The sequence below is a fragment of the Nostoc sp. JL34 genome (assembly GCF_017114945.1).
Classification (GTDB): Bacteria; Cyanobacteriota; Cyanobacteriia; order Cyanobacteriales; family Nostocaceae; genus Nostoc.
The window spans coordinates 3270-28837 of the sequence record NZ_JABXKQ010000183.1 but is presented as its reverse complement, the minus strand read 5'-3'; the positions used below and the strand labels follow the sequence as shown (position 1 = coordinate 28837).

Below are 25568 nucleotides of genomic sequence, written 5' to 3'. Positions count from 1 at the left end.
GGGGAGAGCAGTGACGCTCATATCGTGTCCGGTTCAAGACTTATCATTAAGACGGTAGGGGAGCAGGGGGAAAGAGGGTTTCTTGGTTTTTGCACAGATGAGGGAATTATAACTAATTAGGCGGACATGATATCAAACCTTACCCCAATACCGCTATCGACTCTACCAGGCTTATGTTCAAAGCCACATTTATGCAAAAAACCTCAATTACTTTTTTTGTCCAAAGTCGAATTGCTAAAGTTGGTAAAGAAAGCTTGGAGTAATTTATCATCTACTTCCGGCCAGCGAATGGCGGTATCTGCAAGTCCATTGAGGGTATTTTGGCAATCAAATTTTAAGCGAGATGTTGCATTGGACTCTGAAGATGTAGGTTCTTCAGCCAGCGATATAGCTGAATACAAAGCGTTATCACTAGAAATTTGGGTATTGCGATGTAGTTCAGCTTGCCAATCCTCATAGGGAAGCTGTTGCAGAGGGTAGCCCAAAGAGCGGATGCAGTTAATAAATTGACTCCAAGGAGCAGAATCGGAATTAATTAGATGAAAGGCTTTGCCCAAAGATTCTGGCTGCTGCGACAGGTGGATTAAAGCTTTGGTGAGATAGTCTACAGGTGTAATTTCTACCGTGCTGTTCATCTCTGGCGCACTTTTTATTTGAATGCAGCTTTTGATGAATCTGTAAAACATATCATTTGAATTCCAAGCGCCGGTTTGACTGTGCCATGTTATTCTACCAAGCCTGTAGATACTGCAAGGCAAACCGCGATCGCGTGCCATCATGACAATCTTTTCTGCCACCCATTTACTTTGGGCATAGCCACCAGGAAGTCCTTGACTGTGTTGGAGAGGATCATTTTCTTGAACAACGTCTAATTTGAAATACTCATCTGAGGCGAAAACGCTAACAGTAGAAATGAAATGCACAGGTTTGATTTTGATTTGACTAGCTAATCTCAAGACTTCCTCTGTTCCACGAACATTTGCTGCTTTCAACAAAGCGTATGGATAAACATGATTTACCAAAGCGCCATTATGGTAAATTAAGTCAATTTTCCTCGCCATGAAGTGAAACTGCTCATCACCAAGACCCAGAAGCGGTTGAAATAAATCTCCTAATACTGGAATAATCCGCAAGTTAAAAGATTCTTCCCAAAGTAAATAAGCTTTCAGGGTTTCTTGGAGGCGTTGTTTACCTGCGTTCAAGTTAGCAGCACGCACCAAACAATAAATATCTGCTTGAGTTTGTTGTAATAATTCCGCCAGCAAGAAAGCACCAACAAAGCCTGTTGCACCCGTGAGCAGAATAGCCTTTGGTTCACTTACAGGTTGATAAACTAGGTTAAGAGGCTTGATTGTCTCATCAAGGACGACTTCAGCCTGTAAGTTTAAGGGAGTAATTGCATCGGTACTGACAGTAGAATCAGTTCGACAATTGGATTCAATGGTTTGAGCTAGTTCAGCGATAGTTGGGGCAGCAAATAAGTGGCGCAACGGTAAGTTAATCTGGAAAGTCTCATTTACCTGAGACATCACTCGAATTGTGGAGAGTGAATGACCTCCTAACTCAAAGAAATTATCTAAAACACCCACCTGCTCCAAATGCAGTACATTAGCCCAAATATCTGCCAAGACCTTCTCTACAGGGGTGCGTGGTGCCACAAAGCTCACTGCCAACTGGGTATTATGGGAATCAGGAATAGGTAAGGCTTTGCGGTCTACCTTGCCATTGGGGGTTAAAGGTAAAAACTCTAACCTGACAAAAGCAGAAGGCACCATGTACTGTGGTAATTTTTCTTTCAAGAAAATGCGTAAGTCATCGGTAGTTGGTGTTTGCTCCAACTGCGGCACAAAATAAACTACTAAGCGTTTCTCTCCTGGGATATCTTCTCTCGCCACTACCACATTTTCCCTAACTCCTAGATGCTGACTCAGTATTGCCTCAATTTCCCCTATCTCAATTCGGAAACCTCGGATTTTTATTTGATTGTCAATGCGTCCCAGGTATTCTATGTTTCCATCTGGTAAATAACGGGCTAAGTCACTAGTTTTGTAAAGTCGGGGACTGGGGACTGGGGACTGGGAATTGGGAAGAATTTCTGCTCCCTTGCTCCCCTGCTCCCCTGCTCCCCTGCTTCCAGCAAAGGGGTTAGGGATGAATTTTTCTTGTGTTAATTCTGGTCGGTTGAGATAACCGCGTGCTAATCCTGCACCACCGATGTGCAATTCTCCTGGCACACCCACAGGCACTAGTTGCGAATTTTCGTCTAAAATGTAAACTTGTGTATTGGCGATCGCCTTACCAATAGATATTTTCTCGTCATCTTCAGTGCATTTTGCGATCGTGGCACAGACAGTAGCTTCCGTTGGCCCGTAAGCGTTAAAGAAGTTTCTGCCAGCAGACCATTGTCTGATTAGTTCAGCAGAACAAGCTTCTCCACCTACAATTATTGTTTGCAGTGCCGGAAGTTCCTCCATAGGCATAACTGCTAAAGCCGATGGTGGTAGCGTGATACTGGTAATGCAATTATTGCGTAATTGCTCAATTAATGGCTTCCCTGGCAATAGAGAGTCTTTTGTTCCCAGGTACAGCGTTGCACCTGACCCCAGAGCCAATACAACTTCCCAGATAGAAGCATCAAAACTGAAGGAGGCAAACTGGAGAACGCGACTATCAGAATGCAAGCCAAAAGTTTGAATGTGAGCGTGAGTTAAGTTGCATAGTCCCCTATGCTCAACCATGACACCTTTAGGTCTACCTGTAGATCCTGAAGTGTAAATCACATAAGCTAGATGAGAAGCTTTGACTCCACTGCTGAGGTTATCTTGATTGTTTTGGGCAATTTCTTCCCAGGCTTTATCTAAGCAGACAAGTTTTGCTTGATGCTCAGGAAGTCTGTGAATAAGTCGTTGTTGAGTCAGCAGTACCGAAACTTGAGCATCTTCTAACATGAAGCGCAAGCGCTCTTGAGGATAGTCTGGATCAAGTGCTACATAAGCTCCACCAGCCTTGAAAATCCCCAACAGTCCTACCACTATATCTAAAGAACGTTCTGCACAAATACCCACCAGCGCATCTGGTTTGACACCCAATGAGCGCAAGTAATGCGCCAACTGGTTAGCACGACAATTCAACTTGTGGTAGGTCAATTGTTGATTCTCAAATACCACCGCCACAGCATTGGGTGTACGTTCCACCTGTTCTTCAAACAACTGATGAATACATTTATTTTGGGGATAGTCTACCTGAGTATCATTCCACTCAACTAATAATTGCTGTTGCTCAGATGCTGTTAACATTGGCAATTGAGAAATGCGATCGCTGGGATTAGCAACAATACCTTCTAGCAGACACGCAAAATGACCCGTCATCCGTTCGATAGTGCTGCTATCAAACAAGTCAGTGTTGTACTCCCACCCTCCCACTAGTCCAGTACTAGTGTTTTCCATTGATAAAGTTAAATCAAACTTTGCCGTGGAACTTTCTATTGGCAAGGAACTGACAGTTAACCCAGTCAACTCTATTTCGGACATCGGAGCGTTCTGGAGAGCAAACATCACCTGAAATAGTGGTGTATGACTCATGTCTCTTTCTGGCTGCAATGCTTCCACGAGCATTTCAAAGGGCAAATCTTGATGAGCGTAGGCGGATAATGCCACTTCCCGGATACGTGGGAGTAATTCGTTAAAACTAGGATTAAGAGATAAATCAGTTCGCATGACTAAGGTGTTGACAAAAAAGCCAATTAACCCTTCTATCTCGGTGCGATCGCGGTTAGCAATTGGTGTCCCCACCAAAATATCTGTTTGTCCTGTGTAGCGATAAAGCAGGGTATTATATGCCGCCAACAAGGTCATAAACAAAGTTACCCCTTGCTGTTGACTCAGTTTTACCAACTTTTGAGTTAGCTCAACAGACAGGGCAAACTCAAGATATGCGCCATTGAAAGTCTGCACAGCAGGTCTGGTTCTGTCTGTGGGTAATGGCAAGAACGTGGGTGCATTTGCCAATTGTTGTTCCCAGTAACTCAATTGGCTGTTGAGTACTTCTCCTTGCAACCATTGTCTTTGCCATAAGGCAAAATCTGCATACTGAATCGGCAGTGGTGTTAAAGGTGACGGTTGACCTTCAGAATAAGCATTGTATAGTGCTTGTAACTCCTGGACAAACACACCTATTGACCAGCCATCAGAGACTACGTGGTGCATACACACTAATAACCACTGTTCTGTATCAGACAGTATCATTAATGTCGTTCTGATTAATGCTTCATTTGCTAAGTCAAAAGGCTGAATTGCTTGTTGTTGAACTAATTGCTGTGCAGCGATTTCTTGTTCTTTCCACGGTAAATGCTGCAAATCAACAACTGCGACTGAGCAATTCGTTGCTGTTTGAATGATTTGAGTAGCTTGTCCATCAACTGCGATGAAGTTAGTGCGTAATGCTTCGTGGCGATGAATAATTTCAATTAAGCTTTGTTCTAAGGCTGCTTGATTGAGATTTCCTAATAGACGCAAAGCTGTAGGTATGTTGTATATGGCACTGTTCGGCTCCAACTGGTCTAAAAACCACAAACGCTGTTGAGCAAATGACAGACGTAGTTCTGCATTCTCTGCTCGTCTTAGGATGGGTGGTGCTGACAGTTCTATATCTTGTTGCTGTAACTGCTCAACTGATTGTGCTAATTCGGCTACTGTCGCTCTAGCAAACAACTCACGTAATGGTAGTTCTACTTTCAAGCTGGTGCGGATGCGTGAAACCAGTTGCGTTGCTAGCAGTGAGTGTCCACCAAGTTCAAAGAAATTATCATAAATACCCACTTGCTCTACTTTCAGAACTTGCGCCCATAGGAGTGTCAGCATTTCCTCAATGGGTGTACGCGGGGCGATATATTTTTCTAGGAGTGTGGTGTCTAAGTCTGGTTTTGGCAGGGCGAGGCGGTCTACTTTGCCATTGGGAGTCAAGGGGAAGGATTCCAAGATAACTATTGCACTTGGTATCATGTAATCTGGAAGCTTTGTTTTGAGGAATTGACGTATTTCGCCCATCGTAGGTTGAGAGTGCTGATGCGTTACGATGTAGGCGACTAAACGTTTATCTCCAGGGGTATCTTCGCGGACAATAACATAAGATACCTGCACATCGCTATATTGGCTCAGGACTGCTTCAATTTCGCCCAACTCAATCCGTAAACCACGTATTTTTACTTGGTTGTCGATGCGTCCTAAGTATTCAATATTGCCATTACTTAAATAACGTGCTTTATCCCCGGTTTTGTAGAGGCGCTCAGAAGAGGCAGAGGGGCAGAGGGGATGGGGGGCAGAGGGGAAAGACTGCTCCTCTGCTCCCCTGCTCCCCTGCTCCCCTGCTCCCCTGCTTCCACCGAAGGGGTTAGGGATGAATTTTTCTTGTGTTAACTCGGTGCGGTTAAGATATTCCCTAGCTAGACCATCTCCCCCAATATATAGTTCTCCCGGTACACCAACACCCACTGGTTGTAGTTGGGAATCTAACAAATAGATTTGTGTGTTGGAAATTGGTTGTCCTATGGGAATAGTTGTCGCGCCTTCTGGTACATCTTGCACCAAGTACCAGGAAGTAAATGTTGTATTTTCTGTTGGCCCATAAACATGAAGTAGTCGCTGCGGCGCACCATTTTTGAGTACTTCTTTAACCCATTTAGGATTGACAGCCTCGCCGCCAAATAGAAGATGCCGTAGTGAATTGAAAGCAGAGGGGACTTCTTGAGCAATTTGATTGAACAACGCGGTTGTCAAGAATAACACACTGATACGTTGCGATCGCATAAAGGCTGCGAACTCTTGGGGCGAAAGTGCCAAATCTTTACTCACCCCTACTAACCGCGCTCCATTCAGTAAGGCTCCCCAAATTTCAAAAGTAGCAGCGTCGAAGGCGTGATTTGAGGCTTGGGCAATTACATCACCAGCAGAAATGCTGACATAGTTGGTTTCTTTGACTAGTCGCACTACACTTCGATGGATAATGCTCACACCTTTGGGTTGACCTGTAGAACCGGAGGTGTACATTACATAAGCTAAGTTATTAGCTTTAACGCTGGTAGTCGGGTTCTGTTTTGTTTGTTGATTGATGATATCCCAGTTTGAGTCTAAGCAAATTACACTGGCTTTGCGTTCGGCCAAGCCGCGCCGGAGGTAATCGCCTAGTTTATTAACTAGTTTTTCTTGAGTCAATATGACTGATAACTGAGTATCTTCGAGCATGAAAGTCAATCGCTCTTGAGGATATTCTGGGTTAAGTGGCAGATAAGCACCACCTGCCTTAAGAATCCCCAATAGTCCCACAACCATTTCTAAGGAACGCTCCACACATATCCCCACCAGCACATCAGCTTTCACACCCAAAGACCGCAAATAATGCGCCAACTGGTTAGCACGGCTGTTCAATTCGCGGTATGTAAGATGTTGATTCTCATACACCACTGCCACAGCATCGGGTGTAAGCTCCTCCTGCTTCTCAAACAACTGAGGGATAGATTCCTGGGGATAGTTAGATTGAGTATCGTTCCAGTCAACTAATAACTGCTGTTGGTCAATTTGTGTTAGAAGAGGCAATTGGGAAATTTGCTCACTAGGGTTAGAAACAATACCTTCAAGCAATGTGACAAAATGACCTGTCATCCGTTCAATTGTGCTGCAATCAAACAAGTCTGTGTTGTATTCCCACCATCCCACTAGCCCAGTGGCAGTGTTCTCCATTATTAAGGTCAAATCAAACTTTGCCGTGGAACTTTCTATTGGTAAGGAACTGACGGTTAACCCAGTTAACTCTATCTCAGACATGGGAGCATTCTGGAGGACAAACATCACCTGGAACAATGGTGTATGGCACAGATCCCGTTCTGGCTGCAATGCTTCCACCAACATTTCAAAGGGCAAATCTTGATGAGCGTAGGCAGATAGTGCCATTTCCCGGATACGCGGGAGTAATTCGTTAAAAGTGGGGTTTTCTGCCAAGTTAGTCCGCATCACCAAAGTATTGACAAAAAAGCCAATTAACCCTTCTATCTCGGTGCGATCGCGGTTAGCAATTGGTGTCCCCACCAAAATATCTGTTTGTCCTGTGTAGCGATAAAGCAGGGTATTATATGCCGCCAACAAGGTCATAAACAAAGTTACCCCTTGCTGTTGACTCAGTTTTACCAACTTTTGAGTTAGCTCAACAGACAGGGCAAACTCAAGATATGCGCCATTGAAAGTCTGCACAGCAGGTCTGGTTCTGTCTGTGGGTAATGGCAAGAACGTCGGTGCATTTGCCAATTGTTGTTCCCAGTAACTCAATTGGCTCTTCAGTACTTCCCCGACTAACCATTGTCTTTGCCATAAGGCGAAATCTGCATACTGAATCGGCAGTGGTGTTAAAGGGGATGCCTGACCTTGAGCATAAGCATTGTACAGTGCTTGTAACTCCTGGACAAACACACCTATTGACCAGCCATCAGAGACAATGTGGTGCATACACACTAATAACCACTGTTCTGTATCAGACAGCATTATTAATGTCGCTCTGAATAGGGCTTCATTTGCTAAATCAAAAGGAAGAAGCGCTTGTTGTTGCACTAATTTCTGTGCAGTAATTTCTTGCTCACTTATTGAGAGATGTTGCAAATCAACAACTGCAACTGACCAATTTGTTGCAGTTTGAATAATTTGAGTTGCTTGCCCATCAACAGTAACAAAATTAGTGCGTAATGCTTCGTGGCGATGAATAATTGCTTCTAAACTTTGTACTAAGGCGACAACATTAACAGTTCCAACTAAGCGCAAACCAATGGGGATGTTGTAGAAAGAACTGTTCGACTCGAACTGGTCTAAAAACCATAAACGCTGTTGAGCAAATGATAGGCACAGTTCTGCATTGTTCGCCCTTGGTAAAATGGGTGGTGCAGCAAGTTCTAAGTCTTGTTGTTGTAATTGCTGAATCAATGGTGCTAATTCCGCAATTGTTGGTGCAGCAAATAACGAACGTAATGGCAGTTCTACTTTCAAGCTGCTACGCATACGGGAGATGAGTTGCGTTGCTAATAGGGAGTGTCCTCCTAGTTCAAAGAAGTTATCATGTCTGCCTACAAGCTCTACTTTCAGCACTTGTACCCAAATTTGTGCCAGGATTTCTTCTAGGGGTGTACGTGGAGTTACATATTTATCTGATAATTCACTACTTGGTTCTGGTGCTGGTAGGGCGCGACGGTCTAGTTTGCCGTTGGGGGTAAGCGGTAGAGAATCTAGGGTGACGAAGGCACTTGGTACTATGTATTCTGGTAACTCTTCCTTAAGGAAGCTACGCAGTTGGCTGATTGTTGGCGTTACCTGCGGCTGCGGTACTATATAGGCGACTAGGCGCTTATCACCAGGAATATCTTCGCGGACGATGACTACAGATGTTTGCACATCTTGATGTTGGCTTAGTGCTGCTTCGATTTCTCCCAATTCGATACGAAATCCACGGATTTTTACTTGATTGTCGATACGTCCCAGATATTCTATATTGCCATCTGGTAGATAACGAGCCAAATCTCCGGTTTTATAGAGGCGGGGACTGGCAACTGGAGATTTAGCTATTTTTCTCCTCCGCTCCCTTACTCCTCTGCTCCTCTGCTCCTCTGCTCCCCTGCTTCCACTGAAGGGGTTGGGGATAAATTTCTCTTGTGTTAACTCTGGGCGGTTGAGGTAGCCTCTCGCTAATCCTGCACCACCTATGTGTAACTCTCCTGGTACACCCACAGGTACTGGTTGTAAATTTTGGTCGAGTATGTAGATTTGCGTATTGGAAATTGGGCGACCAATAGGCACAGTCTTCAAATTGCTCTCTCGTTGACATTCCCAGAAGGTGACATCAATTGCGGCTTCTGTCGGCCCGTAGAGATTATGCAATTGACACCCTAAACAAGCAAAAAAGCGTTCTTGAAGTTCTAAAGGCAGTGCTTCGCCACTACAAATAACTTGCTTCAAGCTACTGCAATCTTTTAAACCTTGTTCTTCTAGAAAAATCTGGAGCATCGAAGGAACAAAATGCAGTGTAGTAACTTGCTGTTCTAGTATTAGATTGACCAAGTAACCACTATCTTTATGTCCACCTGGTTTAGCTACAACTAAACGCGCTCCAGTCAATAATGGCCAGAAAAACTCCCAAACGGAGACATCGAAGCTGAAAGGAGTTTTCTGTAAAACGCAGTCTATTTCTGTTAATTGATATGCTTGCTGCATCCACAGGAGGCGATTGCAAATCCCTAGATGCGTATTTATCGCTCCTTTAGGCTTTCCAGTGGAACCCGAAGTGTAAATTACATAAGCCAAGTTACTAGCTTGCACACCAGCGATTGGATTTTGCTGATTCGATTGGGGAATGATTTCCCAGTCGGTATCTAAGCAAACAACACGCGCTTGATGTTCAGGTAATTTCTCAACTAATTGCTGCTGACTCAGTAATACTGAAACTTGAGCGTCTTCGAGCATAAAACCCAAACGGTCTTGGGGATACTCTGGGTCAAGCGGTAAGTAAGCCCCACCCGCCTTGAGAATACCCAACAGTCCTACCACCATCTCCAAAGAACGCTCGGCACATATCCCCACCAGTACATCTGCGGACACTCCCAAAGACTGCAAATAATGCGCCAACTGGTTAGCACGACAATTTAACTCGTGATACGTCAATTGTTGATTTTTAAACACCACCGCCACAGCATCGGGTGTACGCTCAACCTGTTCTTCAAACAACTGATGAATACATTTATCTTGGGGATAATCTACGCTTGTATCATTCCACTCAACTAATAACTGCTGTTGCTCAGATGCTGTGAGCATTGGTAATTGAGAAATCCTCTCTTGGGGATTGGCGACAATACTTTCCAGCAGTGTCACAAAATGACCAGTCATGCGCTCAATGGTGCTGCTATCAAATAAGTCAGTGTTGTACTCCCACCACCCCACTAGTCCAGTGCTAATGTTTTCAATTCCTAAAGTCAGATCAAACTTGGCGATCGCACTTTCTATGGACAAGGAACTAACACTTAACCCAGTCAACTCTACTTCAGATGTGGGCGCATTATTGAGAACGAACATCACTTGAAACAGTGGTGTATGGCTGAGATCCCGTTCTGGTTGCAATGCTTCCACTAGCATTTCAAAGGGCAAATCTTGATGAGCGTATGCGGATAATGCCATTTCCCGGATACGTGGGAGTAATTCGTTAAAACTGCGATCGCCTGATATCTCTGTTCGCATCACTAAAGTATTGACAAAAAAGCCAATTAACCCTTCTATTTCGGAGCGATCGCGGTTAGCAATTGGCGAACCCACCAATATATCTTCTTGTCCTGTGTAGCGATAAAGCAGGGTATTATATGCCGCCAACAAAGTCATGAACAGAGTACAACCTTGCTGTTGACTCAGTTGCACCAACCGTTGAGTTAACTCACCAGGCAGAGTAAACTCAAGATATGCACCATTGAAAGTCTGCACAGCAGGTCTGGGTCTATCTGTGGGTAGTGGCAAGAACGTGGGTGCATTTGCCAATTGTTGTTTCCAGTAACTTAATTGGCTGTTGAGTACTTCCCCGACTAACCATTGTCTTTGCCAAATTGCAAAATCTGCGTACTGAATCGGCAGTGGCAACAAAGGTGACAGTTGACCTTGAGAATAAGCATTGTACAGTGCTTGTAACTCCTGGACAAATACACTTATTGACCAGCCATCAGAGACAACGTGGTGCATACACACTAATAACCACTGTTCTGTAGGAGACAGCATTACTAATGTCGCTCTGATTAATGCTTGTGACTCTAAGTCAAAAGGCTGAATTGCTTGCTCTTGCACTAATTTCTGTGCAGCAGTTTTTTGTTCTGTTAACGGTAAATGCTGCAAATCAACAACTGTAACTGTCCAATTCGTTTCTGTTTGAATGATTTGAGCAGCTTGTCCATCAACTGTGATGAAGTTAGTGCGTAATGCTTCTTGACGATGAATAATTTCAATTAAGCTTTGTTCTAAGGCGGCAACATTAAGAGTTCCGGCTAAACACAACCCGAAGAGGATGTTGTATGAAGCACTGTTCGGCTCCAACTGGTCTAAAAACCATAAACGCTGTTGAGCATAAGACAGTGGTAATTCTGCATTCCCTGTCCTGGGTAATATGGGTGGTGCAGCAAGTTCTAAGTTTTGCTGCTGTAGTTGCTGAATCGATGGTGCTAATTGGGCAATTATTGGTGCTGCAAATAACGAACGCAATGGCAGTTCTACTTTCAAGCTGCTACGCACACGGGAGATAAGTTGTGTTGCTAGTAGGGAGTGTCCTCCTAACTCAAAGAAATTATCATGTCTGCCTACAAGCTCTACTTTTAGGACTTGTTGCCAAATCAGTGCCAGTATTTCTTCAATTGGGGTGCGTGGGGCGACATATTTCTCTAATAATTCACTACTTGGCTCTGGTGCTGGTAGGGCGCGACGGTTTACTTTGCCGTTGGGGGTAAGCGGTAGGGACTCCAATATGACGAAGACACTTGGTACCATGTATTCTGGTAGCCTGGACTTGAGAAATTGCCGCAGAACGCTTATTGTGGGTGTCTGCTCTGGCTGGGGAACGATGTAGGAGACTAGGCGCTTGTCACCAGGAGTATCTTCGCGAGCGATGACACAACATACTTGCACATCTTCATATTGGCTCAGTACTGCTTCGATTTCTCCCAATTCGATGCGGAATCCCCGGATTTTCACCTGATTATCGATGCGCCCCAGGTATTCGATGTTGCCATCTGGTAAATAACGGGCTAAGTCCCCAGTTTTGTAGAGGCGCTCAGAAGAGGCAGAGGGGCAGAGGGGATGGGGGGCAGAGGGGAAAGACTGCTCCTCTGCTCCCCTGCTCCCCTGCTCCCCTGCTCCCCTGCTTCCATCGAAGGGGTTAGGGATGAATTTTTCTTGTGTTAACTCCGATCGATTCAAATAGCCTCGCGCTAAGGAAACACCACCAATGTGCAGTTCCCCTGCTACACCCACAGGTACAGGCTGTAAATACTTATCCAGGATGTAGATTTGCGTATTGGCTATGGGACGGCCAATCGGAGGAAGTGGCGGCCAATTCTCCACTGAATTAGTCAGAGTAAAAGTGAGGATTACATGGCTCTCCGATGGCCCGTAATGATTATGCAGAGTACAATCACTTAACTGAGTCAGCCACTTGGAAATGGCAGGAGTAATCTGTAACTGTTCCCCAGCAGTAATGATTTCCTTCAGATTACTAGTAACTAATTCACTACTAACAGCTACCTCCGCTAGTTGCTGTAAAGCAACAAAAGGAACAAATAATCTTTCAACAGCTTGTTCTTGGAGTAAACCTAATAAAGCCAACGGTTCTTGGCGCAATTGCTCGCCAATCAATAGCAATGTGCCTCCAGAACACCAGGTAGAGAACATTTCTTGAAAGGAGACATCAAAGCTGACAGGAGCAAATTGCAGGGTTTTTACACCACTAGAAGAAATTGGCGAATTTTGCAGTTGCCACAGTAGGAGATTGCAAAGAGCAAGCTGATTCATGGCTACACCCTTTGGTTGCCCTGTAGAACCAGAGGTGTAAATCACGTAACCCAAGTTATTCTCTTGCACACCAGAGATAAGATTCTCCTGGCTCAACTGGTTTAGGAGTTGCCAGTCGGTGTCTAAGTACACGACACGGGCCTGATGCTCAGGTAATTTCTCAACTAATTTTTGTTGGGTAAGCAGCACTGACACAGCCGCATCTTCTAACATGAAGCGTAAACGGTCTTGGGGATATTCTGGGTCAAGTGGTACATAAGCGCCACCTGCTTTGAGAATTCCCAGTATTCCTACTAGCATTTCTAGGGAGCGTTCTACACATATCCCCACTAATACATCTGGTTTTACACCCAAGGACTGCAAGTAATGCGCCAATTGATTAGCACGACAATTCAACTCGTGATATGTCAGTTGTTGATTCTCAAACACCACTGCCACAGCATCGGGTGTACGTTCTACCTGCGCCTCAAACAACTTATGGATACATTTATCTTGGGGATAATTTATCTGGGTATCATTCCAGTCAACTAATAATTGCTGCTCAGATTCTGTTAGTATTGGCAACCGGGAAATTCGTTGCTGAGGATTAGTAGCGATCGCCTCAAGCATTGTTCTAAAATGACCCAGCATCCGGCTAATCGTTCCATCTTCAAACCGGCTGGTATCGTACATCACCCTCAGCGACAACTGCTCACCAGGAGAAACTAAAACCGCCAGAGGATAATTTGTTTGTTCAATCCACCTAAAATTCGAGAGGGAAAAATCGCTATTGCCTTGTAGAACAGCAGTATCAATAGGATAATTCTCAAAAACAACAATACTCTCAAACAAAGATGTACCCCTGGGAACATCACTCAGCCCCTGAATCTCTACCAATGAGCTATAGGAAAACTGCTCAGATTCAATCTGTTGCGCCTGTAAATCCTTTAACAAACCGAGCAATTCAGTCTGCTCGGAGATTTGCACCCGCACTGGCAGAGTATTGATAAACAAACCCACTATCGACTCTACACCAACAAGTTCAGGCGGACGACCAGAAACAGTTGCACCAAAAACCACATCTGTTTCTTGGCTATAGCGAGACAGCAACAATCCCCAAGTCGCCTGCACCAAATTACTCATCGTCAATTGATGCTGTCTGACAAAAGACATTACTGCTGCTGTCGCTGGCACAGTTAAGTCAATTTGTTGTTCGCCGTAGCTCGAATGCTTCTCCCGCATTGACAATGGTTTATCCACAGTCAAAGGAGTTGGTGTAGTAAAACCTTGGAGTTTTTGTCGCCAAAATTCTTTAGCTAAATCTCGATTCTGTTGCTGTAACCAAGCAATATAGTTACGGTAGCTGACAGTTGCGATGTTAGATAAACTTTTACCTTGAGAAATAGCTTGATAAAACTCCAACAGGTCTTGGAAAACCAAAGGTGACGACCAGCCATCAAGTAATAAATGATGATGACACCAAACAAACTGATAAGTATCCCCATCCAACTGGATTAGATGTAGACGCATCAATGGCGCTTGCGACACTTGGAAACCCTGTTGTCGCTCCGAATCCAGAAAAGTTTCTAATTGCTGTTGCTGCTCTTGTGCAGATAACTCCCGCCAGTCATAAGTTTCGACTGTCACATTGACCTGTCGATACACCACTTGAACTGGCTGGCTCAAAGACTCCCAAAGAAAAGCCGTGCGGAAGACGGGATGTCGAGCTACCACTTGCTGCCAAGCTTGTTCAAAGGTTTTTACATCTAGGTTTCCCGTCAAAATGCAAGTTATCTGCTCAAAATATACGCCTGAGTCTGGAGCATATAAACTTTCAAACAGCATCCCCTCTTGCATGGGAGATAAGGGATAAATATCTTCAATATTTTGGCGATTAGTTTTGCTAAGTTCTAATTTCATAAATTTTGTAATATCTGATCTATTTCTAGTTGGTTAAGTTGAATTAATGGGAAATCTGTAGGCGTATAACCTGCATTTTCTGTTGATAAACAATGAGCAATTAACTCTTGCAAAGTTTCGACAAATTCTTGAGCAACATTCTCAATCGTTTCGTGCTGATGGATATTGCTGCTATATGTCCAATCTATTTGCAGTTGTTCGTTGATAACGATGGCATTAATATCTAGCAAATAATGGCGCTGACCTTGTAAACTCTGGCTGTTTCCGCTAAGTTCATTAGCTATTTGCATCAGAGAAGATGTATTGACAACTTGAGCAAATTGTCCCAAATAGTTAAAGCTAATTTCTGCTTGGGGAATTTTCTCTAGTTGGGCGTTAATTTCTGCATCAACATTCAGATAACGTAATAAACCATAGCCAATCCCTTTATTAGGAATTACACGTAATTGTTCCTTGACGGATTTTAACGCAATACCAAGATCATCTATGATTCCCAGTTCCACAACCACTGGAAAAATCGTTGTAAACCAGCCAACGGTGCGTGATAAATCTACACCATCAATGATCTCTTCCCGCCCATGACCTTCTAAGTTGAATAACACTGACTCAGAGTTAGTCCATTCGCTCAACACCAGTACTAAGGCAGTTAACAAGATATCGTTTATTTGTGTTTTATAAGCTTTCGGAACATCTTGTAAAAGTGAAAGAGTTTCGGCTTGGTTTAATGATACTGATACTGTCCTAGCCGATGCAGTAGTGTTTATTCCTTGTGCATAGTCTACCGGGATGGAGTCAACTGCATCGTAAGATGCACTCAACCAATAATCTAGTTCTGATTTCAAGACTTCTGATTGTGCATATTCTGTCAGTTGTTGTGACCAATCTTTGAAGGATGTAGTTTTTGCAGGTAGCTGAATGGTTTTGCCTTGACTGAGTTGCTGGTAAGCTGTCTGCAAATCTTCTAATAATATCCGCCAAGAAACACCGTCTACTACGAGGTGGTGAATTACTATAATCAATCGGGCTTTTTTGTCAATACCCAGCCAGAAAAATGCTACTTGCACGAGATTTTCTGAAAGATTTAAACTCGCCTGTAATTCATTGGCTGTGGTTTCAATGACAGTTTCTATCTCAGTTTCTGGAACTGTCGATAAGTCAAAACGGGGGATAGTAATGTCATCTGTTGAGGCGGCATGAATCTGCTGCCATATTGTATCTGTTTGGGTGAATCTTAGCCTTAGAGCATCGTGATGTTTTAGTAGTTGCTGCCATACTTGCTCTAATATTTCTAGGTCGAGGTCTGATGGTACTGTGAGGAGAAATGATTGATTAAAGTGGTGTTTCTCTGGTAATTTCTGCTCGAAAAACCAGTGTTGAATTGGTGTTAGGGGTAATGTTCCTGTGACTAATCCTTGTTCAATTGCAAGTGCTTTTGTTGTACCTGCGACTGTGGCTAATTGGGCGATAGTTTGATTGGCAAATAGTTGTTTAATAGTCAATTCTATTCCGGCAACTTTTGCTCTGCTAATGATTTGAATACTGAGGATGGAATCTCCTCCTAGCTCAAAAAAGTTATCGTGTATGCCTATTTGCTCTACTCTTAATACTTGCTCCCAAATTTGAGCTAATTTTTCTTCAATGGGGGTGCGTGGTGCTACTAGGCTGCTTTCTATTCCTGTGCGTGCTTCTGGTTCTGGTAAGGCGCGACGGTCAATTTTGCCGTTTGGGGTTAGGGGTAAAGATTCTAAGATGACGATCGCACTTGGTACCATATATTCTGGTAGCCTTTCTTTGAGGAAGCTACGCAATTGGCTAACTGTGGGTGTTATCTGTGGCTGCGGTACTATATAGGCGACTAGGCGCTTATTTCCGGGAATATCTTCGCGGACGATCACTATAGATGTTTTCACATCACTATGTTGGCTTAGTGCTGCTTCGATTTCTCCCAACTCGATGCGGAAACCCCGGATTTTTACTTGGTTGTCGATACGACCCAGGTATTCGATATTTCCATCTGGGAGATAACGTGCTAAGTCCCCTGTTTTATACAACCGTTCTCTCCCCCTGCTCCCCTGCTCCCCTGCTCCCCTGCTTCCTTGGAAGGGGTTGGGGATAAATTTTTGTTGTGTTAACTCTGGACGGTTGAGGTATCCTTTTGCTAATCCTGCACCACCAATATGCAGTTCTCCTGGTACACCCACAGGTACTGGTTGTAAGTTTTGGTCGAGTATGTATATCTGGGTATTGGAAATTGGACGACCAATAGGGACAACTTGTGGATAAATCTCATGCTGACAATTCCAGAAAGTTGCATCAATACACGCCTCTGTTGGGCCGTAGAGATTATGTAAATTTACATCTAGCTTACTTAACAAGCCTTCTTGCAGAGTAATGGGTAAGACTTCACCGCCACAGAAGACGTGTTTGAGGGAGTCACAAGTTTCGATTCCTCCCTGTTCTAAAAGCATTTGCAGTAAAGATGGAACAAGTTGAATAGTAGTTACCTGCTGCTGGGCAATTAACTTTAAGAGATAAGCACTGTCAGTATGACCTCCTGGTTCAGCTATTAACAACTGTCCACCTGCTAACAATGGAGCGTAGAATTCCCAAACTGAGGCATCAAAGCCAAAGGGAGTTTTTTGCAGTACTTTGTCTTTTTCAGTCAGGGGGAATGTTGCTTGCATCCAGAACATGTGGTTGCAAAGGTTACTGTGAGATAGTATTACCCCCTTCGGTTGACCAGTAGAGCCAGAAGTATAAATCACATAAGCTATGTTACTAGCTTGCACCTGGGCAATTAAATTCTCCTGGCTAGACTTAGCGATCGCAACCCAGTCTTTATCTAAATGGACTACACGCGCTTGATGTTCAGGTAATTTCTCAACTAGATGCTGTTGGGTAAGTAGCACAGAAACTTGAGCATCTGCGAGCATAAAACTCAGACGATCTTGGGGATACCCTGGATCAAGTGGTACGTAAGCCCCACCCGCCTTGAGAATACCAAGTAATCCCACCACCATCTCTAAAGAACGCTCCACACATATCCCCACCAGCACATCTGCGGACACTCCCAAAGACTGCAAGTAATGCGCTAACTGGTTAGCACGACAATTCAACTGATGGTAAGTCAATTGTTCATTTTCAAACACTACTGCTACAGCATCGGGGGTGCGTTCCACCTGTTCTTCAAACAACTCATGAATACATTTATATTGGGGATAATCTACGCTTGTATCATTCCACTCAACTAATAATTGTTGTTGCTCAGATGCTGTGAGCATTGATAATTGAGAAATCCGCTCTTGAGGATTGGCGACAATACTTTCCAGCAATGTCACAAAATGACCAGTTATCCGTTCAATTGTGTTGCTATCAAACAAGTCAGTATTGTATTCCCACCCTCCCACTAGCCCAGTGCTAGTGTTTTCCATTGATAAAGTTAAATCAAACTTGGCGATCGCACTTTCTATAGGCAATTCACTGACACTTAACTCAGTCAACTCTATTTCAGATGTAGGCGCATTATTGAGAACGAACATCACCTGAAATAGTGGTGTATAGCTGAGATCCCGTTCTGGCTGCAATGCTTCTACCAACATTTCAAAGGGCAAATCTTGATGAGCGTAGGCGGATAATGCCATTTCCCGGATACGTGGGAGTAATTCGTTAAAACTAGGATTTTCAGATAAATCAGTCCGCATCACCAAAGTATTGACAAAAAAGCCAATTAACCCTTCTATCTCGGTGCGATCGCGGTTAGCAATTGGTGTCCCCACCAAAATATCTGTTTGTCCCGTGTAGCGATAAAACAGAGTATTATATGCCGCCAACAGAGTCATAAACAAAGTCACCCCTTGCTTTTGACTTAACTGCACCAACCGTTGAGTTAGTTCACTCGACAAAGCAAACTCAAGATATGCGCCATTGAAAGTCTGTACAGCAGGTCTAGGTCTATCTGTGGGTAATGGCAAGAACGTAGGTGCATTTGCCAATTGTTGTTTCCAGTAACTTAATTGGTTTTGTAGAACCTCCCCTTGCAACCATTGTCTTTGCCAAATTGCGAAATCTGCATACTGAATCGGCAGTGGTAATAAGGGTGAAAGTTCACCTTGGGAATAAGCATTGTACAGTGCTTGTAACTCCTCAATAAACACACCTATCGACCAGCCATCACTGACAACGTGGTGCATACACACTAATAACCACTGCTCTGTAGGAGAAAGCACTATTAATGTTGCTCTGATTAATGCATCATCAGCTAAATCAAAAGGAAGAAACGCTTGTTCTTGGACTAATTTCTGTGCAGCAGTTTTTTGTTCTGTTAAAGGTAAATGCTTTAACTCAACAACTGATAGTGTCCAAGGTATATTTTCCTGTTCCCTGTTCTCTGTTCCCTGTTCCCTGCAATTGTGAATGATTTGAGTAGCTTGTCCATCAACTGTGATGAAGTTAGCGCGTAATGCTTCGTGGCGATGAATAATTTCAATTAAGCTTTGTTCTAAGGCGACAACATTAAGAGTTCCGACTAAGCGCAACCCGAAGGGGATGTTGTATGAACCACTGTTCGGCTCGAACTGGTCTAAAAACCATAAACGCTGTTGAGCATAAGACAGTGGTGTTTCTACATTCTCTGCCCGCTTTAAAATGGGTGGTGCGGCAAGTTCTAAGTCTTGTTGCTGCAACTGTTGAATGTTATGCGATAGTTCAGCGATCGTTGGTGCAGCAAATAGCGATCGCAATGGTAGTTCTACTTTCAAGCTGCTACGCACACGGGAAATAAGTTGCGTTGCTAATAGAGAGTGTCCCCCTAGCTGAAAGAAGTTATCATGTCTGCCTACAACGTCTACTTTTAGGACTTGTTGCCAAATCAGTGACAGTATTTCTTCGATGGGGTTGCGTGGGGCGACATATTTCTCTAATAATTCACTACTTGGCTCTGGTGCTGGTAAAGCGCGACGGTCTATTTTGCCATTGGGGGTTAGGGGTAAAGACTCCAGGATGACTATTGCCGAAGGAACCATGTAGTCTGGTAACTTTTCCTTGAGGTTGCTACGTAGTTCGCTAATTGTGAGTGTTACTTGTGGTTGAGGTACGATGTAGGCAACTAAGCGCTTGTCACCAGGAGTATCTTCACGAGTTATGACACATGATGCTTGAACATGGGGATGTTGGCTTAGTGCTACTTCTATTTCTCCCAACTCAATGCGGAATCCCCGGATTTTTACTTGGTTATCGATACGCCCCAGATATTCTATATTTCCATCTGGTAAATAACGAGCCAAGTCCCCAGTTTTATAAAGTCGGGGACTGGGGATTGGGGACTGGGTATTGGGAAGAACTTCTGCCCCCCTGCTCCCCTGCTCCTCTGCTCCCCTGCTTCTACCAAAGGGATTGGGAATAAATTTTTCTTGTGTTAACTCTGGTCGGTTCAAGTAGCCTCTTGCTAATCCTGCACCACCAATGTGCAGTTCTCCTGGTACACCTATAGGTACTGGTTGTAAGTTTTGGTCTAGTATGTATATCTGGGTATTGTCAATTGGGCGACCAATAGAAATCAAGCGAGAGCTTGATTCGAGTTGACATATTGATGACCAAATAGTAGCCTCTGTTGGCCCATAAAGGTTCCACAAAGAAGCGCTCCTGGTAAGTAATTGACTAACTAGATCCCAAGGTAAAGCTTCACCCCCGCAAAGTATTTTTAAATCGCTAAATTGGTAGTTGGAGTCTAGAAGCAATCTCCAAGTAGCTGGAGTTGCTTGCATAATTGTTGCCTTAGACTTAACTAGCAAATCAAATAACTCTCTTCCATCAAGGGTCACGTCACGACGGGCTATGACTAGACATGCACCTACAGTTATAGGCAGAAAAATTTCTAAGGCAGCAATATCAAAGGAAATAGTAGTGATTGCAAGCAGTGTATCTTGTTTTGTTATTCCTGGGCGCTGCTGCATGGCAGAGAGAAAATTGCTCACAGCCGTATGTGAAATTTGCACACCTTTGGGCTGGCCTGTAGAACCGGAAGTATAAATCACATAAGCTAAGTTACTAGCTTGGACATTAGTGATGGGATTTCCTTGAGGTAACTGAGAAATCAACTGCCAAGTATCCAAGCTTACAAGCTGCGCCTGACATTGAGGTAATTTTTCAACTAAATGCTGTTGGGTTAGCAGCACGGAAACTTGAGCATCTTCTAAGATAAAGCTCAGACGGTCTTGGGGATACTCAGGGTCAAGTGGTACGTAAGCCCCACCCGCCTTGAGAATACCAAGTAATCCCACCAGCATCTCTAAAGAACGCTCTACACATATCCCCACCAGTACGTCGGCGGACACTCCCAAAGACTGCAAGTAATGCGCCAACTGGTTAGCACGACAATTCAATTCATGGTACGTCAATTGTTGATTTTCAAATACCACCGCGATGGCATTGGGTGTACGCTCTACTTGCTCCTCAAACAACTTATGGATACATTTATCTTGGGGATAATCTACGCTTGTATCATTCCACTCGACTAATAACTGTTGCTGCTCAGATGCTGTGAGCATTGGCAATTGGGAAATCTGCTCGCTGGGATTTGCCACGATCGCTTCAAGTAGAGTCAGAAAATGACCAGTCATCCGTTCGATAGTGCTGCTATCAAACAAGTCAGTGTTGTATTCCCACCACCCAAAGAGTCCATTGGGAGTGTTTTCCATTGATAAAGTTAAATCAAACTTTGACGTGGTGATTCCTATTGGCAAGCCACTGACACTTAACTCAGTCAACTCTATTTCAGACATGGGAGCGTTCAGGAGAACGAACATCGCTTGGAACAATGGTGTATAGCTGAGATCCCGTTCTGGTTCCAATGCTTCCACCAACATCTCAAAGGGCAAATCTTGATGAGCGTATGCGGATAATGCCATTTCTCTGAGGCGCAGGAGTAATTCGTTAAAACTGGGGTTCCCTGCTAAATCAGTCCGCATCACTAAAGTATTGACAAAAAAGCCCATTAACCCTTCTATCTCAGCGCGATCGCGGTTAGCAATTGGTGTCCCCACCAAAATATCTGATTGTCCCGTATAGCGGTAAAGTAATGTGTTATATGCCCCCAACAAAGTCATAAACAGGGTACAACCTTGCTGCTGACTTAGCTGCAACAACCGTTGAGTTAACTCAACAGACAGAGTAAATACATGATATGAGCCATTGAAAGTCTGCACAGCAGGTCTGGGTCTATCTGTGGGTAGTGGCAAGAATGTGGGTGCATTTGCCAACTGTTTTTCCCAGTAACTCAAATGGTTTTGTAGTACGTCTCCTTGCAACCATTGTCTTTGCCAAATTGCAAAATCTGCGTACTGAATTGGTAGTGGTAACAAGGGTGACGCTTGACCGATTGAATAAGCATTGTACAGTGCCTCTAACTCCTGGACAAACACACCTATTGACCAGCCATCACAGACAACGTGGTGCATACACACTAATAAGCACTGTTCTTTTGAAGACAGCATTACTAATGTCGCTCTAATTAAGGCATCATTTGCTAAGTCAAAAGGCTCAATTGCTTTTTGTTCCAGTAATTTCTGTGCAGCAGTTTGTTGTTCTGTTAAGGGTAAATGCTGCAAGTCAACAACTGCAACTGTCCAATTTGTTTGAGTTTGAATTATTTGTGTTGGCTTTCCATCAACAGTAACAAAATTGGTGCGTAAGACTTCATGGCGATCGATAAATTTTTGTAAACTTTGTTCTAAGGCGGCAACATTAAGAGTTCCTACTAGACGCAAACCAATGGAGATGTTGTATAAGGCACTGTTCGACTCTAACTGGTTTAAAAACCATAAACGTTGTTGAGCATAAGACAGTGGTATTTCTATATTCTCTACCCGCCTTAAGATGGGTGGTGCTGACAGTTCTATATTTTGCTGCTGTAACTGCTGAATTGATGGTGCTAACTCGGCAATTGTTGGTGCAGCAAATAACTCACGCAATGATATTTCTACTTTCAATCTGCTACGCACACGGGAGATGAATTGCGTTGCTAGTAGAGAATGTCCTCCTAGTTCAAAGAAGTTATCATGTCTGCCTACAAGCTCTAATTTCAGAACTTGTTGCCAAATTACTGCCAGGATTTCTTCGATAGGGGTGCGCGGTGCTACATATTTCTCTGATAATTCACTACTTGGCTCTGGTAAAGCGCGACGATCTATTTTGCCGTTGGGGGTTAGGGGTAAAGATTCTAAGATGGCGATCGCACTTGGTACCATGTATTCTGGTAGCTTTTCTTTGAGGAAGCTACGCAGTTCTTGAACTGTGGCTGTCTGCTCTGGTTGCAGTACGATGTAGGCTACTAGACGTTTGTCACCCCTGTTATCTTCACGGGCTATGACACATGATGCTTGCACATGAGGATGTTGGCTTAGTACTGCTTCGATTTCTCCCAACTCAATGCGGAAACCACGGATTTTCACCTGATGGTCAATACGTCCCAAGTATTCGATGTTGCCATCTTGCAGATAACGAGCTAAGTCCCCAGTTTTATACAGACGCTCGGAATTAGAGGATTGGTCTTCTATTTTTCCCCTGCTCCCTGCCCCCTGCTCCTTGCCTCTTTTAAAGGGGTTGGGGATGAATTTCTGTTGTGTTAACTCGTTTCGGTTGAGATAACCTCGCGCCACTCCCGCACCACCAATGTGCAGTTCTCCTGGTACACCAATTGGTACTGGTTGTAATTGCGAATCTAAAATGTAGATTTCTGCATTGGCAATTGGACGACCAATGGTAATTTTTTCGTCCTCTGGAGTGCATTTTGCCACTGTTGCACAAACACTCGCTTCTGTCGGCCCGTAAGCGTTAAAGAAGTTTCTGCCTTTTGACCATTGTCGCATCAGTTCCAGAGGACAGGCTTCTCCGGCGACAACGATCGCTTGCAATGTTGGCAGTTCTTCTACTGGTAAGACTGCTAAGGCTGATGGTGGTAAGGTGACATGGGTAATACCATCATCCTTTAATCGCTCAATTAAAGGCATACCCGGCATTATCGAGTCTTTTGTTCCTAAATAAAGTCTTGCCCCAGATCCCAAAGCCATCAAGATTTCTGATATGCAAGCATCAAAACTGAAGGAGGCAAACTGGAGAACTCGACTATCACCAGACAAGCCGAAAACCTGAATCTGAGCTTGAGCGAGATTGCACAATCCACTATGCTCAACCATTACGCCTTTGGGTTTGCCTGTGGAGCCGGATGTGTAAATCACATTCGCTAGATCAGTACTCTTTACTACCTCAATCAGGTTGTTCTGTTTGTTTTGCAGAATTTCTGACCAGACTTCATCTAAACAAATCAGTTTTGCCTGATACTCAGGTAGTCGATCCAGGAATCGCTGTTGACTTATTAATACTGGAACTTGAGCGTCTTCGAGCATGAAGCTGAGACGGTCTTGGGGATATTCTGGGTCAAGTGGTACGTAAGCCCCACCCGCCTTGAGAATGCCCAATAGTCCCACTACCATCTCTAAGGAGCGCTCTACACAAATCCCCACCAGCACGTCGGGTTTCACACCCAAAGACTGCAAGTAATACGCCAACTGGTTAGCACGGCTGTTTAATTCGCGGTACGTCAATTGTTGGTTCTCAAACACCACCGCCACAGCATCGGGTGTACGCTCTACTTGCTCCTCAAACAACTGATGAATACATTTATCGAAGGCGTAGTCTACTTGAGTATCATTCCACTCAATTAATAACTGCCGTTCTTCAGATTGTGTGAGCATTGGTAATTGGTCAATTCGTTGCTGGGGATTTGCCACAATTGCTGAAAGCATTGTTACAAAATGCCCCATCATCCGCGCGATCGCACTGTCATCAAATAAGTCGGTGTTATAATTCCACGTACCTTTGAGTGAGTTAGTCTCTTCAAGAATAGTTAAGGTTATATCAAAAGCGGCTCCTTTAGACTCTGGAATCAATGATTCCAAAATCAAACCATCGATATCTATATTCTGGTGAGAGCGATTCCAAATTAAGGCTACCTGATAGAGTGGCGAAAAACTGGGGTTACGGACAGGTTGCAATTGCTCTACCAGTAGGGGAAAGGGATAATCTTGATGGTCTTGGGCATCTAATACACAAGAGTGCGATCGCTCTAGCAACTCTTTAAAAGTCGGTTTTCCTGAAAGGTCTCCTCGCAAGACCACAGGATTAGTAAAATAACCCACAATATTTTCAAACTCTGAACGGCTCCGATTCACCATTCGAGAGCCAATTAAAATATCTTCTTGGTTGGTATAACGTAATAATAGTATTTGTAGTGCTGTCAATAAAACTATATAAAGAGACGCACCTTCTCTCTTCGCCAATTTTGTGAGCTTTTGCCGCAATTCTTCGTCAACAGTAAACAAGCGGGAAGCACCATTATAGGTTTGGCTTTCAGGTCTTGGTCGATCTGTTGGCAAATTTAGCAATGGCAACTCACCAGATAGTTGTTGCTGCCAGTAAGTCCACAAACTTTCTCCATCTGAACTAGCGAGCATTTGCTCTGACCAGTTGATGTAATCTTGATATTGATAATTTTGTGTTGATAGTTGGGTTGCTTCACCTATGGCGTAGGCGTAGCCCGTCGTAGACATCGCTTTATACAAAGCTCGGAGTTCACCGATCGTGATTTCTAAAGAACAGAAATCTCCCACTATCTGATGTAGCGCGATTAAGAGAATATGTTCTTTGGTTGCTAATTTATCAGTTTCAATATGGTTAATTAATAAATCAAAGCGCAATATTGGGCCTTGCTCTAAGTTGAAAGGGCGATCGCTCTTTTCTGAGAGCCAGTTGTTTACATCATCTTGTCCAAGATCGAAAGCTTCTTGGATGCTAAAGTCAACTTGCTGATTTTCGTGAACTGTTTGCACAGGTTCGCCGTCAATGGTTGCAAAGGTAGTCCTCAAAAGTGGATGCCTTTCAACTAGAGCTTGTGCTGCCTTCTTTAAGGCTGGAATATCTAAATTTGTAACTAATTTTGCTGTATATGTGACGTTGTAAGCAATACTGCTGGGTGCTAATTGATATAAAAACCAGAGTGCCTTTTGACCGTGAGAGAGGGGATAAGTTACAGAGCGATCTGTACTCTGGGAT

1 pseudogene is annotated in these 25568 nt (G+C 43.8%); it reads right to left on the bottom strand.

What is annotated here, in order from left to right:
• Window positions 1-206: 206 nt before the first annotated feature.
• A pseudogene (locus HWQ44_RS33745) lies at window positions 207-25568 on the bottom strand (non-ribosomal peptide synthase/polyketide synthase); the annotation flags it as partial.